Below are 14990 nucleotides of genomic sequence, written 5' to 3' on the forward strand. Positions count from 1 at the left end.
CGAAGCCGAGCGAACGCTGAGCGCGCGCAGCGCTCCGCAATTGCGGGACAATGCGTGAGTGAATCTCTGAGCGATGATCGCAGTGTAAAGCTGTGATCGGGCTGATAACTGAACAGCCGGTCGGTGAACAACAGATGGTTCGCCGACCGGCGCACATTCTTCCATCTCCTTCTTTTCCTTCCAAACCGGAAAACCGTCCGTAGCCTTAGCCGCGGGCGGTTTTCCAGTATTAGGGCTTCGAAACTTTCAATCTGCGGCCTCACGCGATATTGCGTGAAGAAACGGCCGCATATATCGTCAGGCGGGCTATATGAGCGACACCATGACCTTCTCTAATCCGGTTCTGGCCGGCATGTATCCCGATCCCAGCTGGATATGGGACGAGACGAGAGGCGAGGTTTTTCTGGTCAACTCGTCGTTCGAACTTGTGCCCGGACTACCGATCCATGCCTCGTCCGATCTGGCGCATTGGCGTCTCGTTTCGCACGCGGTCGACGAGACGATGGCCAATCGTCTGCTGCTTGGCTTTATGGAGGATTCCGGCGGTGTATACGCGCCCACCCTGCGGCATATCGGTGGCAAATACGTGATCGCATGCACCGTCGCCCGCCTGAATCGCGACGCCGCCGCCAAGGCCGGAGTGCCGCAGGCGGTGTTGGATGAGATTCAGGCCGCGCAAGGCAACTTCATCATCACCGCGGACACGGTGGAGGGGCCGTGGGAGGGGCCCTATTGGATCGCCGGCGCGGAGGGCATCGATCCGGATGTATTCGAGGACATCGACGGCACGGTATGGTGGACGCAGACGCGCCCGGCACCGCATCCTCAATGGGAGGGGCAGACCGAGATCTGGACGCAGCGCATCGATCCTGAAACATGGCGGCTGGAGGAGAGCTCCGATTCGCATGGCGACTACGGCAAAACCGTGATCTGGCACGGCTACGGAATCGAGGCGGTGTGGGCCGAAGGGCCGCATCTGTACCGCATCGGCGATTATCTATATCTGATGACGGCCGAGGGCGGTACCAGCTTCGACCATAGCGAGATGATGATGCGCGTGCACGCGCCCGAAGGATTCGCCTCCGCGTTGCACGCGTTCCGTGATGATGCGAACGGGGGCGCGGCGGTGTGGGCCGATGCCGGGCGTGACGACGAGCGTTCCGCGGTCGGTGAATACCACCGACTATTCCATCCCGACAAGAAGAACCCCTTCCTCACTCATAGGCACTTGGGCCTGTCCGAGTCGGTGCAATGCGTCGGCCATGCCGATCTGCTGCATCATCCCGAGTTCGGCTGGTGGCTCACCTGCTTGGGTGTGCGCCAGACCGCGGGAGCGGACGAAAGGGAGCTGCTGAGCTACTTCGGTCGGGAGACTTTCGTGGCTCCGGTGGAGTGGCGGCATGATCCGGCGAACTGGAAACTCTCCGCCGGAGGCGATCCGTCAGCGGGCCGCGACGCCAGTGATCCGGGATGGCCGGTACTCGCGAATGGAACCGGCCGCCTGCCGCAGACCGTAGAGATTCCAGGGAGCTGTCCGTCTCCAACAGAGGACGACCGTGCGGAGGAGGTCCATGTGGTCCCTTCGGCAATCAGTGAGACGCTGACCATCGGCAAGGCTCCCGGCAAACGGTTCGTGCGCGTGAACGACTATGACTACACCGCAATGTGTCGCGGCTCGCGCGATGCCGACTCGTCACTAATGCTGTTCCAGGATTCACGGAACCATGTTCTCATCCATGTTGAGAATGGGATGCTGCATTGCGAGACGCTATCCGCCGGCGTAAGCACCGCGACCTCGTATAAGATGTCGAAGGATGCGGCGTGGATTGGCGTTCGGCTGTATGGCAACATGGTGTCGTGCCTCACCGCCTCGGAAGATTCTGGCTCGGAGTTCGGCTTCGCCTGCCCGTCGTTGCCGTTGCGTGTGGGGCAGGGCCTGCCGCACAACGCCACCGTGCTCACCTCCTTCGATGCGAGATTCCTCAGCACCGAGTGGTCGGGCGGCTTCGTGGGATGTCTGGCCGGCGTATGATTGCGTGTTCAGCCGTTCAGCGCCCGCGTGCTGTTGCGGACGATCAGACTGGTGGGCAGGATCACGCTTGACGGTGTTTCTCCCTGTGTGGCTTGTATCAGCATGCGCGTGGCGACACCTGCCATCTCTTGTAGCGGTTGGCGGACGGTGGTGAGCGCGGGGCCCATGAACGCGGCGGTCTGCACGTCATCGAACCCGACGACGGAAAGATCCTCTGGAATGCGCAATCCGAGTTGCCGTGCCGCCTCATAGACGCCCATGGCCTGAAGATCGTTGCCTGCGAATATGGCGGTGGGGCGGGTGTCGGGGTTCTCAAGCATTGCCATGGCTTGCGCGTATCCGCTGGGAGTGGTGAAATCACCCTCGGTGACCAGTGCCGGATCCACGGATATGCCTTTCTCCGCCAGTGCGGACGAGTATCCATCCAGACGTGCGCGCGAGCACATCATGTAATCCGGTCCAGTGACGATGCCGATGTGGGTATGTCCCAAAGAAAGCAGATGGCGTGTTGCGATGACGCCGCCGGTCCAGTTGTCGGCCTGCACCGACAGACTGTCGGCGGAAGGATCTCCGGAAGGATCAAACACCACGAAGGGGATGTTGCGGGCCTTGAGTTTGGTGCGTTCCGTTTTGGACAGATTGGAGAACACAAGGATTGCGCCAAGCGGTTGGCGGCGAAGCATGCCGTCGAGCCATGAGGGGTCGGGGTGTTGTTTGGTGCCGCCTTCGGTGACAGTGACGCTGAGATCATGTTGTTTGGCCTCGGCGAGAACACCTCGGAGGACTTCCAGGGCCCAGACCGTTTCAACGTCTTCGAACACCACCTCAATTAGCCGTTGCTGTTTGATGGCTGCGTGACGTCGGGTGTATCCGTTGGACTGCAAAGCTTCGGTGACTTTCGCTCTTGTTTTCGCAGAGACGTCAGCTCTGCCGTTGAGCACTTTGGAAACGGTCGCCAAGGAGACTCCTGTCTGAGCGGCGATATCGGACAATTGCACGCGTTTGCTGACCTGATTCGGTGAGGTAGCGCTCATTGTAGGCTCCTTCGCTGATGTTGCAACGAGTCTATCACGAAAGTTTCGATAATGGTGTCGACACGCCGATTGAGGCGATGCGACATATTTTTATAGGTGTCTTTTTGTTGAAAATACTCTATTTATCAGGTTTTCTACAATAGAGTCGTCTTAGTTAGTTTGACCATTTAATCAAATGGTGTTATCGTAAGTATCGACGAAAAAAAGTCAAAGTTTTCGATAAGATATATTGAACGAGTTCGAAGGAGAACTACTGAAAATCATGTGTCGCAAGCCAGAGAAGGCGATGGCACATATTTCGAAAAGCTGTTTCAGATGCGGCTTCTTCGTGTGATGTGAAATACATCTGTCGAAAACTTTCGTTGTGGATACGTGGGTGTCTACAGCGAAACCGGTAAGGAGAATGCATATGAAGCTCAAGTCCATTGCCGCTGCGGCTCTTGCTGTGACGACGCTGGTAAGCGTCGCCGCCTGCGGCAGCGCATCCGATACGAACGCCGACGGTCAAGTCGAAATCGTGATGTGGCATAATTCGACCACAGGCGATGGCAAGCAGTTCTGGGAGGACGCCGCTGCGGCCTTCGAGGAGGAGAATCCTAACGTCACCATCAAAATCGAAGCCATCCAGAATGAGGATATGGACGGCAAGCTGCAAACCGCTTTGCAGGATCCCGACTCCGCTCCCGATATCTTCCTCGCCCGCGGCGGGCAGAAGCTTCGGGATGTTGTGGAGGCCGGACAGGCTATGGATCTGACCGATAAGATTTCGGACACGGTGAAGACTCAGATGGCGACCGCTCTTGATGCCGATACCATTGATGGCAAGATCTACGGCATTCCGCAATCCGTGCTTCCCGGTGGTATGTGGTATTCCAAGGATCTGTTCGCCCAGGCCGGCATCACCGAAACCCCGACCACGTGGGACGAGTTCAAAACCGTCGTGCAGAAGCTCAAGGATGCCGGCATCACACCGATCGCCGTCGGCGGCAAGGACGCATGGCCGGCCGCCCACTGGTGGTACTGGTTCGCTTTGCGCGAATGCTCGGCTGAGACTTTCGAACAGGCCCAGTCCGACAAGGACTTCAGCGACAAATGCTGGACTCGTACCGGCGATGACGTGCAGGAGCTGATCGATCTCGATGCGTTCAATGAGGGATATCTGACCACTCCGGCGCAGCAAGGCGCGAGCTCATCAGCCGGTCTGCTCGCCAATCACATGGCCGCCATGGAACTCATGGGTGGTTGGGAGCCTGGTGTGGTTCGTGATCTCACCCCCGACCAGACCGATATGGAAGACCTCGGCTACTTCGCCTTCCCGACCATTGACGGAGGCGAAGGCGACGAGAGCGCGATCATGGGCGGCTCGGACGGTATGTCAGTCGGCGCCTGGGCCCCGGACGAGGCCGTCGACTTCCTCAACTTCGTCTCCGAAAAGGAATGGCAGGAGAAGTACGCGGAGGCGTTCTCCACCATCCCCGCCTCCGTGGAAGCGCAGGAAGTGGTGACGAACGAGGCGCTGAAGCAGGTGCTTGATGTCTACAACAACGCTTCGTCCGTCTCGATGTGGCTGGACACCGTGTTCGGGCAGAACATCGGCAACGCGCTCAACGAAGGCGTCGTCAACATGATGGCCGGACAGGGCACCGCCGAAGACATCGTCAAGGGCGTCGAGGACGCGGCCGCCAAGGGCTGACCGTCCGTCTGAGACACGGCATGGCAAGACGGTGACGGTCCGTTCGGACCGTCACCGCCACTAAAAGGAAGGCAAGCAAGACCATGGCAAAGAGGCAGTCGAGCCAACGCGGACCGCGGCTGATGAACGATAAGACGAGGAAGCGGATCGAGATAGGGGTGCTCTCCGCCCCCGCGCTGATCATGTTCTTCACCTTCGTGATTCTGCCGGTGTTTCTGGCGGCGTACTATGGCTTCTACAAATGGAAGGGATACGGCACGCCGAGCGTGAACGGTGAGTTCGTAGGCCTGAACAACTACAAGATCATCCTCACGGATCCCAGTTTCCAGGAAGCTCTTGGACATACCCTTTTCGTCGTGGTCGCGTCGTTGGTCATCCAGGGGCCGCTGGCCATCCTGTTCGCCCTGCTGCTGAACCAGAAGTTCAAAGGGCGCGCGCTTATCCGAACGCTGATCTTCGTTCCGTATGTCGTTTCCGAGGTCATCGTCGGTACGGGCTGGAGCCTGATGCTGCAAAGCACCGGCGCCGTCAACGCGTTGCTGGAAAAAATCGGTATCGACGGCGCCGATTGGATATCCGATCCCAACATCGCCATCTGGACATTGATGTTCATCATCTCGTGGAAATACATCGGATTCGCCGTGATCCTCATGATCGCCGGCATGCAGGCGATTCCCGAAGAGCTGTACGAGGCGGCGCGCGTCGACGGAGCCGGATTCTGGCGCATGCAGTGGAGCATCACGCTTCCGTTGCTTGGCCCGACCATCAGGATCTGGGCGTTCATGTCGATCATCGGTTCGCTGCAGCTGTTCGACCTGGTCTATATCATCTGGGGACAGTACGTATCGTCCACCGCGGGCACTTCCACGATGGCCACCTATATGGTGCGTGAGGGACGCCTCGCCAATAACTACGGCTATGGTTCGGCCGTCGCCGTGGTCATCTTCTTTATTTCGTTGGTCATCGCCCTGACCTATCAGCGTTTCGTTCTGAATCGTGACCTCGATGGCGCGCTCACCGACGCCAAAGACAAGAAGCGTCGCGAGCGGCGCGCCCAGAAGGAAGCGGCGAAGCTTGCGAAGAAGTCGGTTCGTCCGATCGCAATGAGCAGTGAGGTGGCATGAAATGACAACCGCAGTCAATGGAGCAATCGTATCCAAGAACACCAATAGGAAAGGCGATCCCTACGCCTTGAGGAAATCCTCGAAGACTCCGTGGGGCAATCCGATCGTCTACTTCTTCTCGCTGCTGTTGGTCGGCATCTGCGTCGGCCCGGTGGTGTACATCATCATCGGCGGCTTCCGCACCAACTCGCAGATCACCCGTGATCCGGCTGGATTGCCCGATCCATGGAATTTTGAGAACTACAAGACGGTGTTCACGTCGGATGTGTTCTGGGGAGAACTCGTCAATTCGTTGATCGTGGGCCTCGGCACCATGGTCGGCGTCGTGGTGCTGGCTCTGATGGTCAGCTTCGTCATTGCCCGGTACCAATTCAAATTCAACGGGCTGCTGTATTCGCTGTTTGCGGCGGGCATGATGTTCCCCATCACCGTGGCCATCACTCCGCTGTACCTGCTGTTGAGGAACCTGCATCTGGTCAATTCCCATCTTGGTCTGATTCTTCCTCAGATAGCGTTCGGATTGCCGCAGGCTATCATCATTCTGGTTCCCTTCCTCAAATCCATCCCCGAAGAGTTGGAGGAGGCCGCGGAATTGGACGGCTGCTCCCGTCTGGGATTCTTCGCCCGTATGGTGCTGCCTTTGAGTTGGCCCGGCGTGGCCACCGTCGGCATCCTCAGCTTCGTCAGCAGCTGGAACGCCTACATGCTGCCGCTGTTCCTGCTTAATGATTCCAGCAAATACACGTTGCCGTTGGGCGTGCAGATGTTCAGTTCGCAGCATTCCGTGGATACCGCGCAGGTACTGGCGTTCACCTCGCTGTCGATGATTCCCGCCCTGATCTGCTTCACGATCTTCCAGAAGAAGATCGTCGGCGGCCTGACCGGTGCGGTCAAGGGCTGACGCGCGTCCCGCGTCCCACTGTGATCCGGGGAGATTCCCTCTTCCGTCTCCCCGGATTCCTTTTCGTTGCGCAAGGAGTAAGAAGATATGAAGATCTCGAATCCGGTGATTCCCGGCTTCCACGCTGATCCTTCGATGATCCGCGTCGGCGACACCTACTACATCGCCAATTCCACATTCGACTGGTTCCCGGCCGTGCGTTTGCACGAATCCAAAGACATGGTGCACTGGAACACATTGCCTGGCGCACTGGACCGCGTCAGCCAGATCGATATGAAGGGCAACTGCTCGTCCGGAGGTGTGTGGGCGCCTGATCTCAGCTACGCCGACGGCAGGTTCTGGCTGGTGTACGCCGATGTCAAAATGGTCGACGGGGCGTTCAAGGACTGCACCAACTATCTGGTCACCTCCGAAGACATCCGTGGGCCTTGGAGCGAACCAATCCGTCTCAACGGCGTGGGATTCGACGCCAGTCTGTTCCATGACGACGACGGACGCAAGTATCTGGTGCAGCAGACCTGGGACTTCCGAGAATACCATCATCCTTTCGACGGGATCACCCTCACCGAATTCGATGTCGACACGATGCGGCTCAAGCCCGAAACCGCGCGCACCATCTGGGATGGCACCGAGGCCAAACTGGTCGAAGGACCGCATCTGTACAAAATCAACGACTACTACTATCTGTTCGCGGCCGAGGGCGGCACCGTGTACGCGCATCAGGAGTCGGTCGCCCGCTCCCGTTCATTGGACGCGCTCTCTTTCGAGGGGATGCCCAGCGATCCGTTCCTCACCAACTTCGACACCCCGCGATCCTACCTGCAGAAGCAGGGCCACGGTTCATTGGTCGAAACCCCGTCGGGGGAGTGGTACTACGCCTCGCTGTGCGCCCGCCCGTGGCATCACGAAACCGAGGCCGCTAACGATCCGCGCGGCTGGTGCACGCTGGGACGTGAGACCTCGATCCAGAAGGTCGAATGGGACGAGGACGGTTGGCCCCATATCGTCGGCGGTCACGGAGGCGAACGGTATGTCGACGCGCCCAAGGACGCGGTCGAAACCGTCGCCCCGGCCGACCACTCGCAGCACGACGAGTTCGAATCCGACGCTCTGGGGCATGACTGGAACACGCTGCGCGTGCCGTTCAACGAAGCCATGGGGCGTGTCGGTGGCGGCGAACTGACATTGCGGGGCCAGGGGTCGCTGCGCAACCTGCATGATTTGTCGCTGGTGGCGCGACGCTGGCAGGCCTTCGACTTCGACGCCGAAACCAAAGTCGAGTTCCGCCCGACCACCTACATGGCCATGGCCGGTCTGACCAACTATTATTCCGACGTGACCTGGTCGTGGGTGTACGTGACGTGGGATGAGAAGCGCAACACCCGCGTGATCGAAGTGGCGCAGAACGACTTCGGCGTCTACACCTCATTCCTGAAAGACGACGCCATCGTGGTGCCGGACGACGTGGATGCGGTCTGGCTGCGCACCAAAGTGCGCACGCACTTCTACACGTACGAATACTCCTTCGACGGCGAACAGTGGCATGAGATCCCGGTCAAACTCGACGCCAAGCTGTTGTCGGACGACTATGTGAACCAGCGCTATGGCGGATTCTTCACCGGAGCCTTCGTCGGACTGGCCTGCGTGGACGTGGCCGGCTACGGCACCGAAGCGACATTCAACTACTTCGACTATCGGGAGTTGCAATTTTCCTGAGGAAGATTTCGGCGTGCCGTGCAAAAAACCTGACGAACATTCATGGGATGTTGACAAAAACCTAAGGAAGGCGCGTTGCCGTCAGCCGTATCTACTTCGACGGCCGATGGCGACGCGCCGTCGCGTTCCGTGTCGCATGACGGATGTGGTTCATCCCTCCAGCATGCTCTGCGCGTCGATGAGGGTGAACGAGGGGTCGATGTCGGCTTTCGCGCGGGTGCCCTCGGACGCGTGTTGCTTGCTGAACAGGTAATAGGCCGTCTCGCCCTTGAAATCGATAAGCGCGGTGCGCCGCTTGAGCTTGTCGATCGCTTCAGATTCGTCGAAGGCGTTGCGCCACTTGCATTCACCCAACAGCATCTTGCGGTCGAACGAGTCGGTCATGACGATGTCGATGTCCGTTTGCTCGCGTGCCACGGGATCGTTGCCCCACCATTTGCCGAAGGCTGTGGGCTGGAAGTCCAATCGTCCTTCGCGGCATTCACGCAACAGCCATTGCATGCACAGGCTCTCGAATTGAGCGCCGACATAGGTTTCGAACACTCCACCGGAAGTGGCGTATCGTACGGCACCGGAGGCGGTGCCGCTTTCGATTAGCGAAACGTAGGGGCTGACGAAGTGGTACCAGAAGTCGAAAAACGGGTCTTTGAACGTCCACAGTCCTTTTCTGGATCGCGATGCGTCCTCTCCGAAAGGCACCGTTCGCTGGATCACGCCAAGGGCGGAGAGCGTTTTCAGATATGCGCCGACGGTATTGGCGTCGACTCCGGCTTTTTCGGCGATTTCCTTGGGGCGTGTTTGCCCTGCGCCTATCGCGTTGAGTATGGAATTGTAGAGCGCCGGTTCTCTGAGTTCCTGCCGCATCAGCATGGCCGGTTCCTCATAGAGGATTCCTGAGGTACGGAAGCATAATGCCGCGATGTTCTCGCTGAATGTTTTCGCATCGTCGAGTTGCTCGAGATAATAGGGGGTTCCTCCCAGAGCGGCGTAGTAGTGGATCTGATCCTCCCAGGTGCTCTGTGAGGGCATAAGCTTCGTCGCGGTGAACAGGTCGAAAGGTTTCAGCCTGATCTGCGCGGTGCGGCGGCCGTAGAGCGGGCTTTTCGCGCCGAGCACGTCGCTTTCCATGAATCCCTCGTTGCTGCCGCACAGAATCAGTGTGATGTTGGTCTGCTTGAACGAGTGGTCTATGGCGATCTGCAGGATGGAGGGCAGGGCTTTCTCCGTCGCGGCCGCGTATGGGAACTCATCGAAGACGAGAATGAACGGATGCTCCGTGTCCGCTTGCGCTTGTTCGGCGATGAAGGTGAAGGCGTCAAGCCAGTTGCCGATGGCTCCGGCCGAGGAGGGGATGCCGAAGAATTCGTATATGGCTTGGGAGAAATCGGCCAGATTGTTGGCCGAGCTTTGTTCTCGCGCGGTGAACATGAGCGCCCGCTGGGAGCTCATGGCGCATACGTGTGAGATGAGGGCCGTCTTACCCACGCGCCGCCGGCCATAGATGACCGCCATCTGGAAGCTGTTCTTATCGATAAGTTCGTTGAGGGCTGTCAACTCCTCTTCTCGTCCGATGAATGTCATAGGTGGTGCCTTCGCCGTGGAAACCATAATATTGCGTACGTCAATCAATATTATATCGTGCTTACGATTAACTTGCTTACGAACAAGTTAATCGTAAGCACGGTAATTCATTGTGGCCATGCCGAGAACATAACGAATGAGGTCCGCACGCCGTTGTGCGGACCTCATTCGATGGGGGTGTAAGTTTCAGCTTAGGAAGCGCCTCTTGGAAAACGCGCTCGCCGATCAGTACTGGTTGGCGCCGGTGCCCTCCCACTTGACGGTGAAGCCGCGGTGGTAGTGCAGGAACATGTTGGCGCCGTAGCGGTCGACTTCGCGGTGGGTGAAGAGCATGCGGATCGCGAATGCGGTCTGCACGTCCTCGGGCAGGGCGAGGAAGGCCTGATGGGCGTCCCAGTACGGAGTCATGGTGATGGCGGCGTCCGGCACGTAGGCGTAGCCGTAGCCGTCCTCGTTCACATAGCCCATGAACGGCAGACCCCAGGCGTTGTGTTTGGTGAGTTCGGCCTTGAAGTCCTCGACCTGGGCGAGCGCCTCGTCGCTGATGCCGAATTCCTTGGCCACTTTGTTCGCGGCGGCGGTTTTGGCGGCGGCGTCCTTGCCGAACATCTCCAGATTCACGGTGATGGTCTTGTTGTCTGCCATGGTGTTCCTCCTCGTGGGATGGTGTAAACGAACATTGGTGATGTTCGATATCGACTTCGTGGAATGTTCGTTTTTTCTTTGCGTACTGCTTGTGGTGGTGATGCCGCTGTGGCATCCGCGTTATAGCCTATCATCAAAAAACCAATGAAAATGATGGCAAATACTGGTTTTCGCGCATTGGTTTCGGGAATGTTTCGAAACTGAGTCGTATTGTTGGGGTATTGGTTTTTCTGTTCGGAATATGTTAAAGCGAACATTTAATTTGTGCTTAATCAAGAAAAACAGAACAAAAATGTTTGTTTTGTTCGGCGTGTCGCGAACCGGGTGTTCCGGCTGCCGGGTCTTCGGCGCGCGCTATGATAGTTAAATCGTCTAACTATCAAACTCCGATGAAGGAGGCGTGCGCCATGACCGATGATCTCAAGCGTCTGATCGATACGGACGAGGATGTCCGACGACTGTTCTCCGGGCGCCCCATGCAGTACCGCAAATCGCAGACGCTGCCGCAATACACCGCGCAGGCGATGCGGGCGTGTGCCGCCATCAACCGCATCTACTTCGATGATCCCGACGAGGCATACCGCCTGTTCCACGAGCTCATTCCTGGCGCGGGGGAGGGCGTGCAGTTCACCCCGCCGTTCAATGTGGATTACGGCATCGGCCTGACCATCGGCAAAGGCACCTTCATCAACAAGGATTTCCTGATCGTCGGCGGCGGGTATATCGACATCGGCGAGAACTGCCTAATCGGCCCGCGCTGCTCCATCGCCACACCGAACCACGCGCTCGACGCCGACACTCGACTCGAGGGGTGGGAGCACACCTCCCGCGTGAGCATCGGCAATAATGTGTGGTTCGGCGTCAACGTCACCGTTTGCCCCGGGGTGACCATCGGCGACAATTCGATTATCGGTGCCGGCTCCGTCGTCACGCATGACATTCCTGCTGATTCCATCGCAGTCGGCAATCCGTGCCACGTGGTCAGGCCCATCCCCGATTATGACCCCGCATTCGCCGAAGTGGAAGGTCCTGATCCTTCCGACCGCGCATGATCGATATGTGACGGATACGGTGCCGGCCTGCAACCCGCTTCCGCCCGGTCCGTAAGCGTGGTGTGTATGTCAGTGTGTGACGGTTATGCCACGCTTGCGGGTATGGAAAGGCCGGCGGGCGCGGAATCGAAAGGGGTTCGATTCCGCGCCCGCCGGCCTGGTTTTGCCACCTGAGTGGTTAAAAGGCTTTCGAGGCCGGCTGTGATCAGCCGCGCGCCGCCGCGTAGGCCTCATACACCGCAGGCGTGGGCTCGGCGGTGTCGGTTCCCTCGATGTTGAGCTGCCACGCCGGCGGCTCCGTTTCGCCGGAGAGCACCCACGCCGCCTGACGGGCGGCGCCGATGGCCACATACTCGTCGGTTTCGGGGCGGGTCACGTCCATGCCGAGAATCGCCGGGGCGAGCGTGCGGATGGCCACGGACTTCGCGCCGCCGCCGATAAGCAGGATACGGTTGACCTCGGCACCGAGCGCGCGGATCAGTTCGAGACAATCGCGCTGCGAGCACAGCAGGCCTTCGACGAAGGCGCGGGCCAGATTCGCCTTGGTGGTGTTCTTCAGTGTCAGACCGGTGAGCGATGCGGTCGCGTCCGGGCGGTTCGGCGTGCGCTCGCCGTCGAAATACGGCACCAGTGTGATGCCGCCGGCTCCCGGTTCGGACTGGAACGCCAGATCGGCCAGCTCGTCGTAGTCCACGCCGAGCGCGGCGCGTCCCGCGTCGAGAATGCGCGATCCGTTGATGGTGCAGGCGAGCGGCAGATAGTGGCCGGTGCAGTCGGCGAAGCCGGAGATCGCGCCGGTCAGGTCGTAGACGGGGTTCTGGGCGATCGCGGCGGCCACGCCGGAAGTGCCCAGCGAGACGGACACGTCGCCGACGGCCATGCCCAGGCCCAGCGCGGCCATCGCATTGTCTCCGCCGCCGGGGCCAAGGAGGCAACCGCCTTCGATGTTCTTGCCGGCGACGGCGGGGGAGGCCTTCGCCGTGGCTGCGTCGCGCGGTCCCAGCACGGTCGGCAGCACGATCGATTCGGCGGCGGCCTTCGCGGCGGCCGCGTCTCCCCAAGCCGCCTCGAGCACCATGGCGATCAGATCGCGACGGTAGGTGTCGGTGGCGGCGTCGTAATAGATGGTGCCGGAGGCGTCGGAACGGTCGGTGAACAGCGCTTCCAGATGGGCGTCCTCGCCCTCGGCCACAGGGCCGTAGCCGGCGATGCGCCAGCTCAGCCAGTCGTGGGGCAGGCAGATGGCGGCGATCCTCTTGGCGTTCTCGGGTTCGTTCTCGGCCACCCAAGCCACCTTGGTCAGCGTGAAGGAGGCGACGGGGGAGGAGCCGACGGCCTTGACCCAGCGCTGCTTGCCTCGTGCGGTCACGTCCTCGCTTTCGCCGTCCTGAGCGGGCGCCTCGCCGAGCTTGTCGATCAGGGCGGCGGCCTGCGGGGCGGAACTGACGTCGTTCCACAGCATGGCGTCGCGGATCACATTGCCCTGCTTGTCGAGGATCACCATGCCGTGCTGCTGGCCGCCGACGGACAGGGCGGCGACGTCGTCGAGACCGCCGGCCTGCGCCGCGGCCTCCTGGAAGGCGTTCCACCAAAACTCGGGGTTCACGCTGGTGCCGTCAGGATGCTTGGCCTGCCCGAAACGGACCATTTCGCCGGTTGCGGCATCGGTGACACGCACCTTCGTCGACTGGGTGGACGTATCGATGCCGGCCACAAGAATTCTCGCCATGTGTTCCTCCTCGGTGAGTGCCCGCCGCTGTGTTCGGCGCGCCGCGAGCAATATAGTTAGACGAATAAACTATACTGTATTCCAGCGGCAAAACGCAACCGAAACGCGACGATGGAGCGCGTCGAATTGTCAAGGGAGCCGGTCAAGGTGGACAATCGATCACTGAGGACGCCCACTGAGCGGGAAGGAGGCCGGTGGTATGGGGGCTTTACGTAGGATCAATCAGGACGATCTGCGCAACCACAATCTGTCCGTCACGTTGGACACGCTGCTGCGCGCTCAGGAGCCGATGAGCCGGGCGGATCTGGCCAAAACCACGGGACTGACCAAGGCGACCATGTCGCTGCTGGTCTCCATGCTGCTTGATCACGGCATCATCGAAGAGGGGACGCCCGCGGCAACGGCCGCATTCGGCCGACCCAGCACTCCGCTGGTGGTGCGGGGCGGGCGGTTCTGCGGCATCGGCCTGCAGATCAACACCGACGGATACGGATGCCTGGCGTTGGACCTGAACGGCGACACCCTCGGCCAGGAGTGGGTGAGCGCCGACATGACCGGCACCGATCCCTACGATATCTTCGCCAGACTCGACGCGATGACCTTTCCCCTGGAAAGCCGCCTGAAGCGGCGCGGCTGCACGGTGGTCGGCTCCGGCCTCGCCCTGCCCGGCCTCGTCACCGAGGATATGCGCCTGCTGGTGGCCCGCAACCTCGGCTGGGAGAACATCGACCTCACCCGCTTCAATGTGGTGCGCCGCCTTGACGCGGTGGCCGGCAACGAGGCGAAGATGGCCGCGCTGGCGCAGATCCCCGGGTACGCCACCGAGCGCGCGAACTTCCTGAACGTCGTGAACCGCACGGATTCCTTCATCTATCTGTCCACCGACATCGGCATCGGCGGCGCCGTGGTGCGCGACGGCGAGGTCGTGGCCGGCGTGCAGGGATTCGCCGGTGAGATCGGCCATATATCGGTGTCTCTGGATGGTCCGGTATGCAGCTGCGGGCGGCATGGCTGCCTCGAATGCTTCGCCGGACGGCGCGCCCTGATCGAAGCCGCGGGGCTTGCCGAAGGGGATGAAGCCACCGGAGGCGAGGCTCTCGAACGGTTCCTGCAACGATGGCGCGGCGGCGACCCCGTGGTGGCGGATGTGGTCGACCGCGCGGTGGACGCGTTGGTGTCGGCCATCGCCTCGGCCATCAACCTGTGCGATATCGACACCGTGCTGCTGGGCGGATTGTGGACGTATTTCGGCGACGAGCTCGCCAGTGTGCTCGGCGGTCGTCTGCGCTCCGAAGTGCTGGGCTCCCCCGAACGGCAGGTGCGTGTGTTCGTGCCGCCGGTCGCCGAACACCCCTCGCTGTACGGCGCCGCGGAAATGGGCCTGAGGCGCTTCATCGACGATCCGTTGCATTTCATGCCCGAAGACTGACTCTGTCCGGCCGGCTGATACACTAGGCGAGTTGGCTGTCTGAGACAGTCGACG

Annotated in this window: 11 protein-coding genes; 7 read left to right on the top strand and 4 right to left on the bottom strand. The window is 60.2% G+C overall.

The window, feature by feature from the left end; all coding sequences use genetic code 11:
• Nucleotides 1-310 precede the first annotated feature (310 nt).
• Nucleotides 311-2032 carry a glycoside hydrolase family 43 protein gene (locus BE0216_RS10170; protein WP_094636568.1) on the top strand — a complete coding sequence of 574 codons (1722 nt, stop codon included), beginning with the start codon at nucleotides 311-313 and terminating at the stop codon, nucleotides 2030-2032.
• A gap of 8 nt (nucleotides 2033-2040) precedes the next feature.
• On the opposite strand, the gene BE0216_RS10175 is transcribed toward BE0216_RS10170, so the two are convergent.
• Nucleotides 2041-3066 carry a LacI family DNA-binding transcriptional regulator gene (locus tag BE0216_RS10175; RefSeq protein ID WP_094636569.1) on the bottom strand — a complete coding sequence of 342 codons (1026 nt, stop codon included), beginning with the start codon at nucleotides 3064-3066 and terminating at the stop codon, nucleotides 2041-2043.
• 409 nt (nucleotides 3067-3475) lie between these two features.
• Between BE0216_RS10175 and BE0216_RS10180 the strand changes: the two genes are divergently transcribed.
• The 4 genes from BE0216_RS10180 (at nucleotide 3476) to BE0216_RS10195 (ending at nucleotide 8500) form a co-directional block, all read left to right on the top strand.
• Nucleotides 3476-4759: an ABC transporter substrate-binding protein gene (locus BE0216_RS10180; protein ID WP_094636570.1), complete on the top strand. Its 1284-nt coding sequence runs from the start codon at nucleotides 3476-3478 to the stop codon at nucleotides 4757-4759.
• A gap of 83 nt (nucleotides 4760-4842) precedes the next feature.
• Nucleotides 4843-5883, top strand: coding sequence for a carbohydrate ABC transporter permease (locus BE0216_RS10185; protein WP_094636571.1), 1041 nt, complete (start codon nucleotides 4843-4845; stop codon nucleotides 5881-5883).
• Between the two features lies 1 nt (nucleotide 5884).
• Entirely contained in the window at nucleotides 5885-6784 is a 900-nt protein-coding gene (locus BE0216_RS10190) for a carbohydrate ABC transporter permease (RefSeq protein ID WP_094636572.1), read from the top strand.
• An 87-nt stretch (nucleotides 6785-6871) separates the two neighbouring features.
• The gene (locus tag BE0216_RS10195; protein ID WP_094636573.1) at nucleotides 6872-8500 is read left to right on the top strand and encodes a glycoside hydrolase family 43 protein; all 1629 of its coding nucleotides are present in this window, start codon (nucleotides 6872-6874) and stop codon (nucleotides 8498-8500) included.
• 150 nt (nucleotides 8501-8650) lie between these two features.
• Here BE0216_RS10195 and BE0216_RS10200 read toward each other — a convergent pair whose 3' ends face one another.
• Together BE0216_RS10200 and BE0216_RS10205 are read right to left on the bottom strand one after the other, a co-directional pair.
• Nucleotides 8651-10081, bottom strand: a complete 1431-nt coding sequence (locus BE0216_RS10200) for an ATP-binding protein (RefSeq protein WP_094636574.1) — start codon at nucleotides 10079-10081, stop codon at nucleotides 8651-8653.
• A gap of 225 nt (nucleotides 10082-10306) precedes the next feature.
• Nucleotides 10307-10726: a glycerophosphodiester phosphodiesterase gene (locus tag BE0216_RS10205; protein ID WP_094636575.1), complete on the bottom strand. Its 420-nt coding sequence runs from the start codon at nucleotides 10724-10726 to the stop codon at nucleotides 10307-10309.
• Between the two features lie 407 nt (nucleotides 10727-11133).
• On the opposite strand from BE0216_RS10205, the gene BE0216_RS10210 reads away from it, so the two are divergent.
• Nucleotides 11134-11778 carry a sugar O-acetyltransferase gene (locus BE0216_RS10210; RefSeq protein ID WP_094636576.1) on the top strand — a complete coding sequence of 215 codons (645 nt, stop codon included), beginning with the start codon at nucleotides 11134-11136 and terminating at the stop codon, nucleotides 11776-11778.
• Nucleotides 11779-11983: 205 nt separating this feature from the next.
• Here BE0216_RS10210 and BE0216_RS10215 read toward each other — a convergent pair whose 3' ends face one another.
• Complete coding sequence (locus tag BE0216_RS10215; RefSeq protein ID WP_094636577.1) at nucleotides 11984-13507, bottom strand: xylulokinase; 1524 nt, start codon at nucleotides 13505-13507, stop codon at nucleotides 11984-11986.
• A 199-nt stretch (nucleotides 13508-13706) separates the two neighbouring features.
• Between BE0216_RS10215 and BE0216_RS10220 the strand changes: the two genes are divergently transcribed.
• A complete protein-coding gene (locus BE0216_RS10220; protein WP_094636578.1) occupies nucleotides 13707-14936 on the top strand; it encodes an ROK family protein in 1230 nt (409 codons plus the stop codon).
• The last annotated feature ends 54 nt before the right edge of the window (nucleotides 14937-14990 follow it).

It is taken from the genome of Bifidobacterium eulemuris, from assembly GCF_014898155.1.
GTDB classification, from domain to species: domain Bacteria; phylum Actinomycetota; class Actinomycetes; order Actinomycetales; family Bifidobacteriaceae; genus Bifidobacterium; species Bifidobacterium eulemuris.

Coding starts and splice junctions, on each gene's coding strand:
- BE0216_RS10170 (WP_094636568.1), top strand. CDS start 311: ATGAGCGACACCATGACCTTCTCTAATCCGGTTCTGGCCGGCATGTAT.
- BE0216_RS10175 (WP_094636569.1), bottom strand. CDS start 3,066: ATGAGCGCTACCTCACCGAATCAGGTCAGCAAACGCGTGCAATTGTCC.
- BE0216_RS10180 (WP_094636570.1), top strand. CDS start 3,476: ATGAAGCTCAAGTCCATTGCCGCTGCGGCTCTTGCTGTGACGACGCTG.
- BE0216_RS10185 (WP_094636571.1), top strand. CDS start 4,843: ATGGCAAAGAGGCAGTCGAGCCAACGCGGACCGCGGCTGATGAACGAT.
- BE0216_RS10190 (WP_094636572.1), top strand. CDS start 5,885: ATGACAACCGCAGTCAATGGAGCAATCGTATCCAAGAACACCAATAGG.
- BE0216_RS10195 (WP_094636573.1), top strand. CDS start 6,872: ATGAAGATCTCGAATCCGGTGATTCCCGGCTTCCACGCTGATCCTTCG.
- BE0216_RS10200 (WP_094636574.1), bottom strand. CDS start 10,081: ATGACATTCATCGGACGAGAAGAGGAGTTGACAGCCCTCAACGAACTT.
- BE0216_RS10205 (WP_094636575.1), bottom strand. CDS start 10,726: ATGGCAGACAACAAGACCATCACCGTGAATCTGGAGATGTTCGGCAAG.
- BE0216_RS10210 (WP_094636576.1), top strand. CDS start 11,134: ATGACCGATGATCTCAAGCGTCTGATCGATACGGACGAGGATGTCCGA.
- BE0216_RS10215 (WP_094636577.1), bottom strand. CDS start 13,507: ATGGCGAGAATTCTTGTGGCCGGCATCGATACGTCCACCCAGTCGACG.
- BE0216_RS10220 (WP_094636578.1), top strand. CDS start 13,707: ATGGGGGCTTTACGTAGGATCAATCAGGACGATCTGCGCAACCACAAT.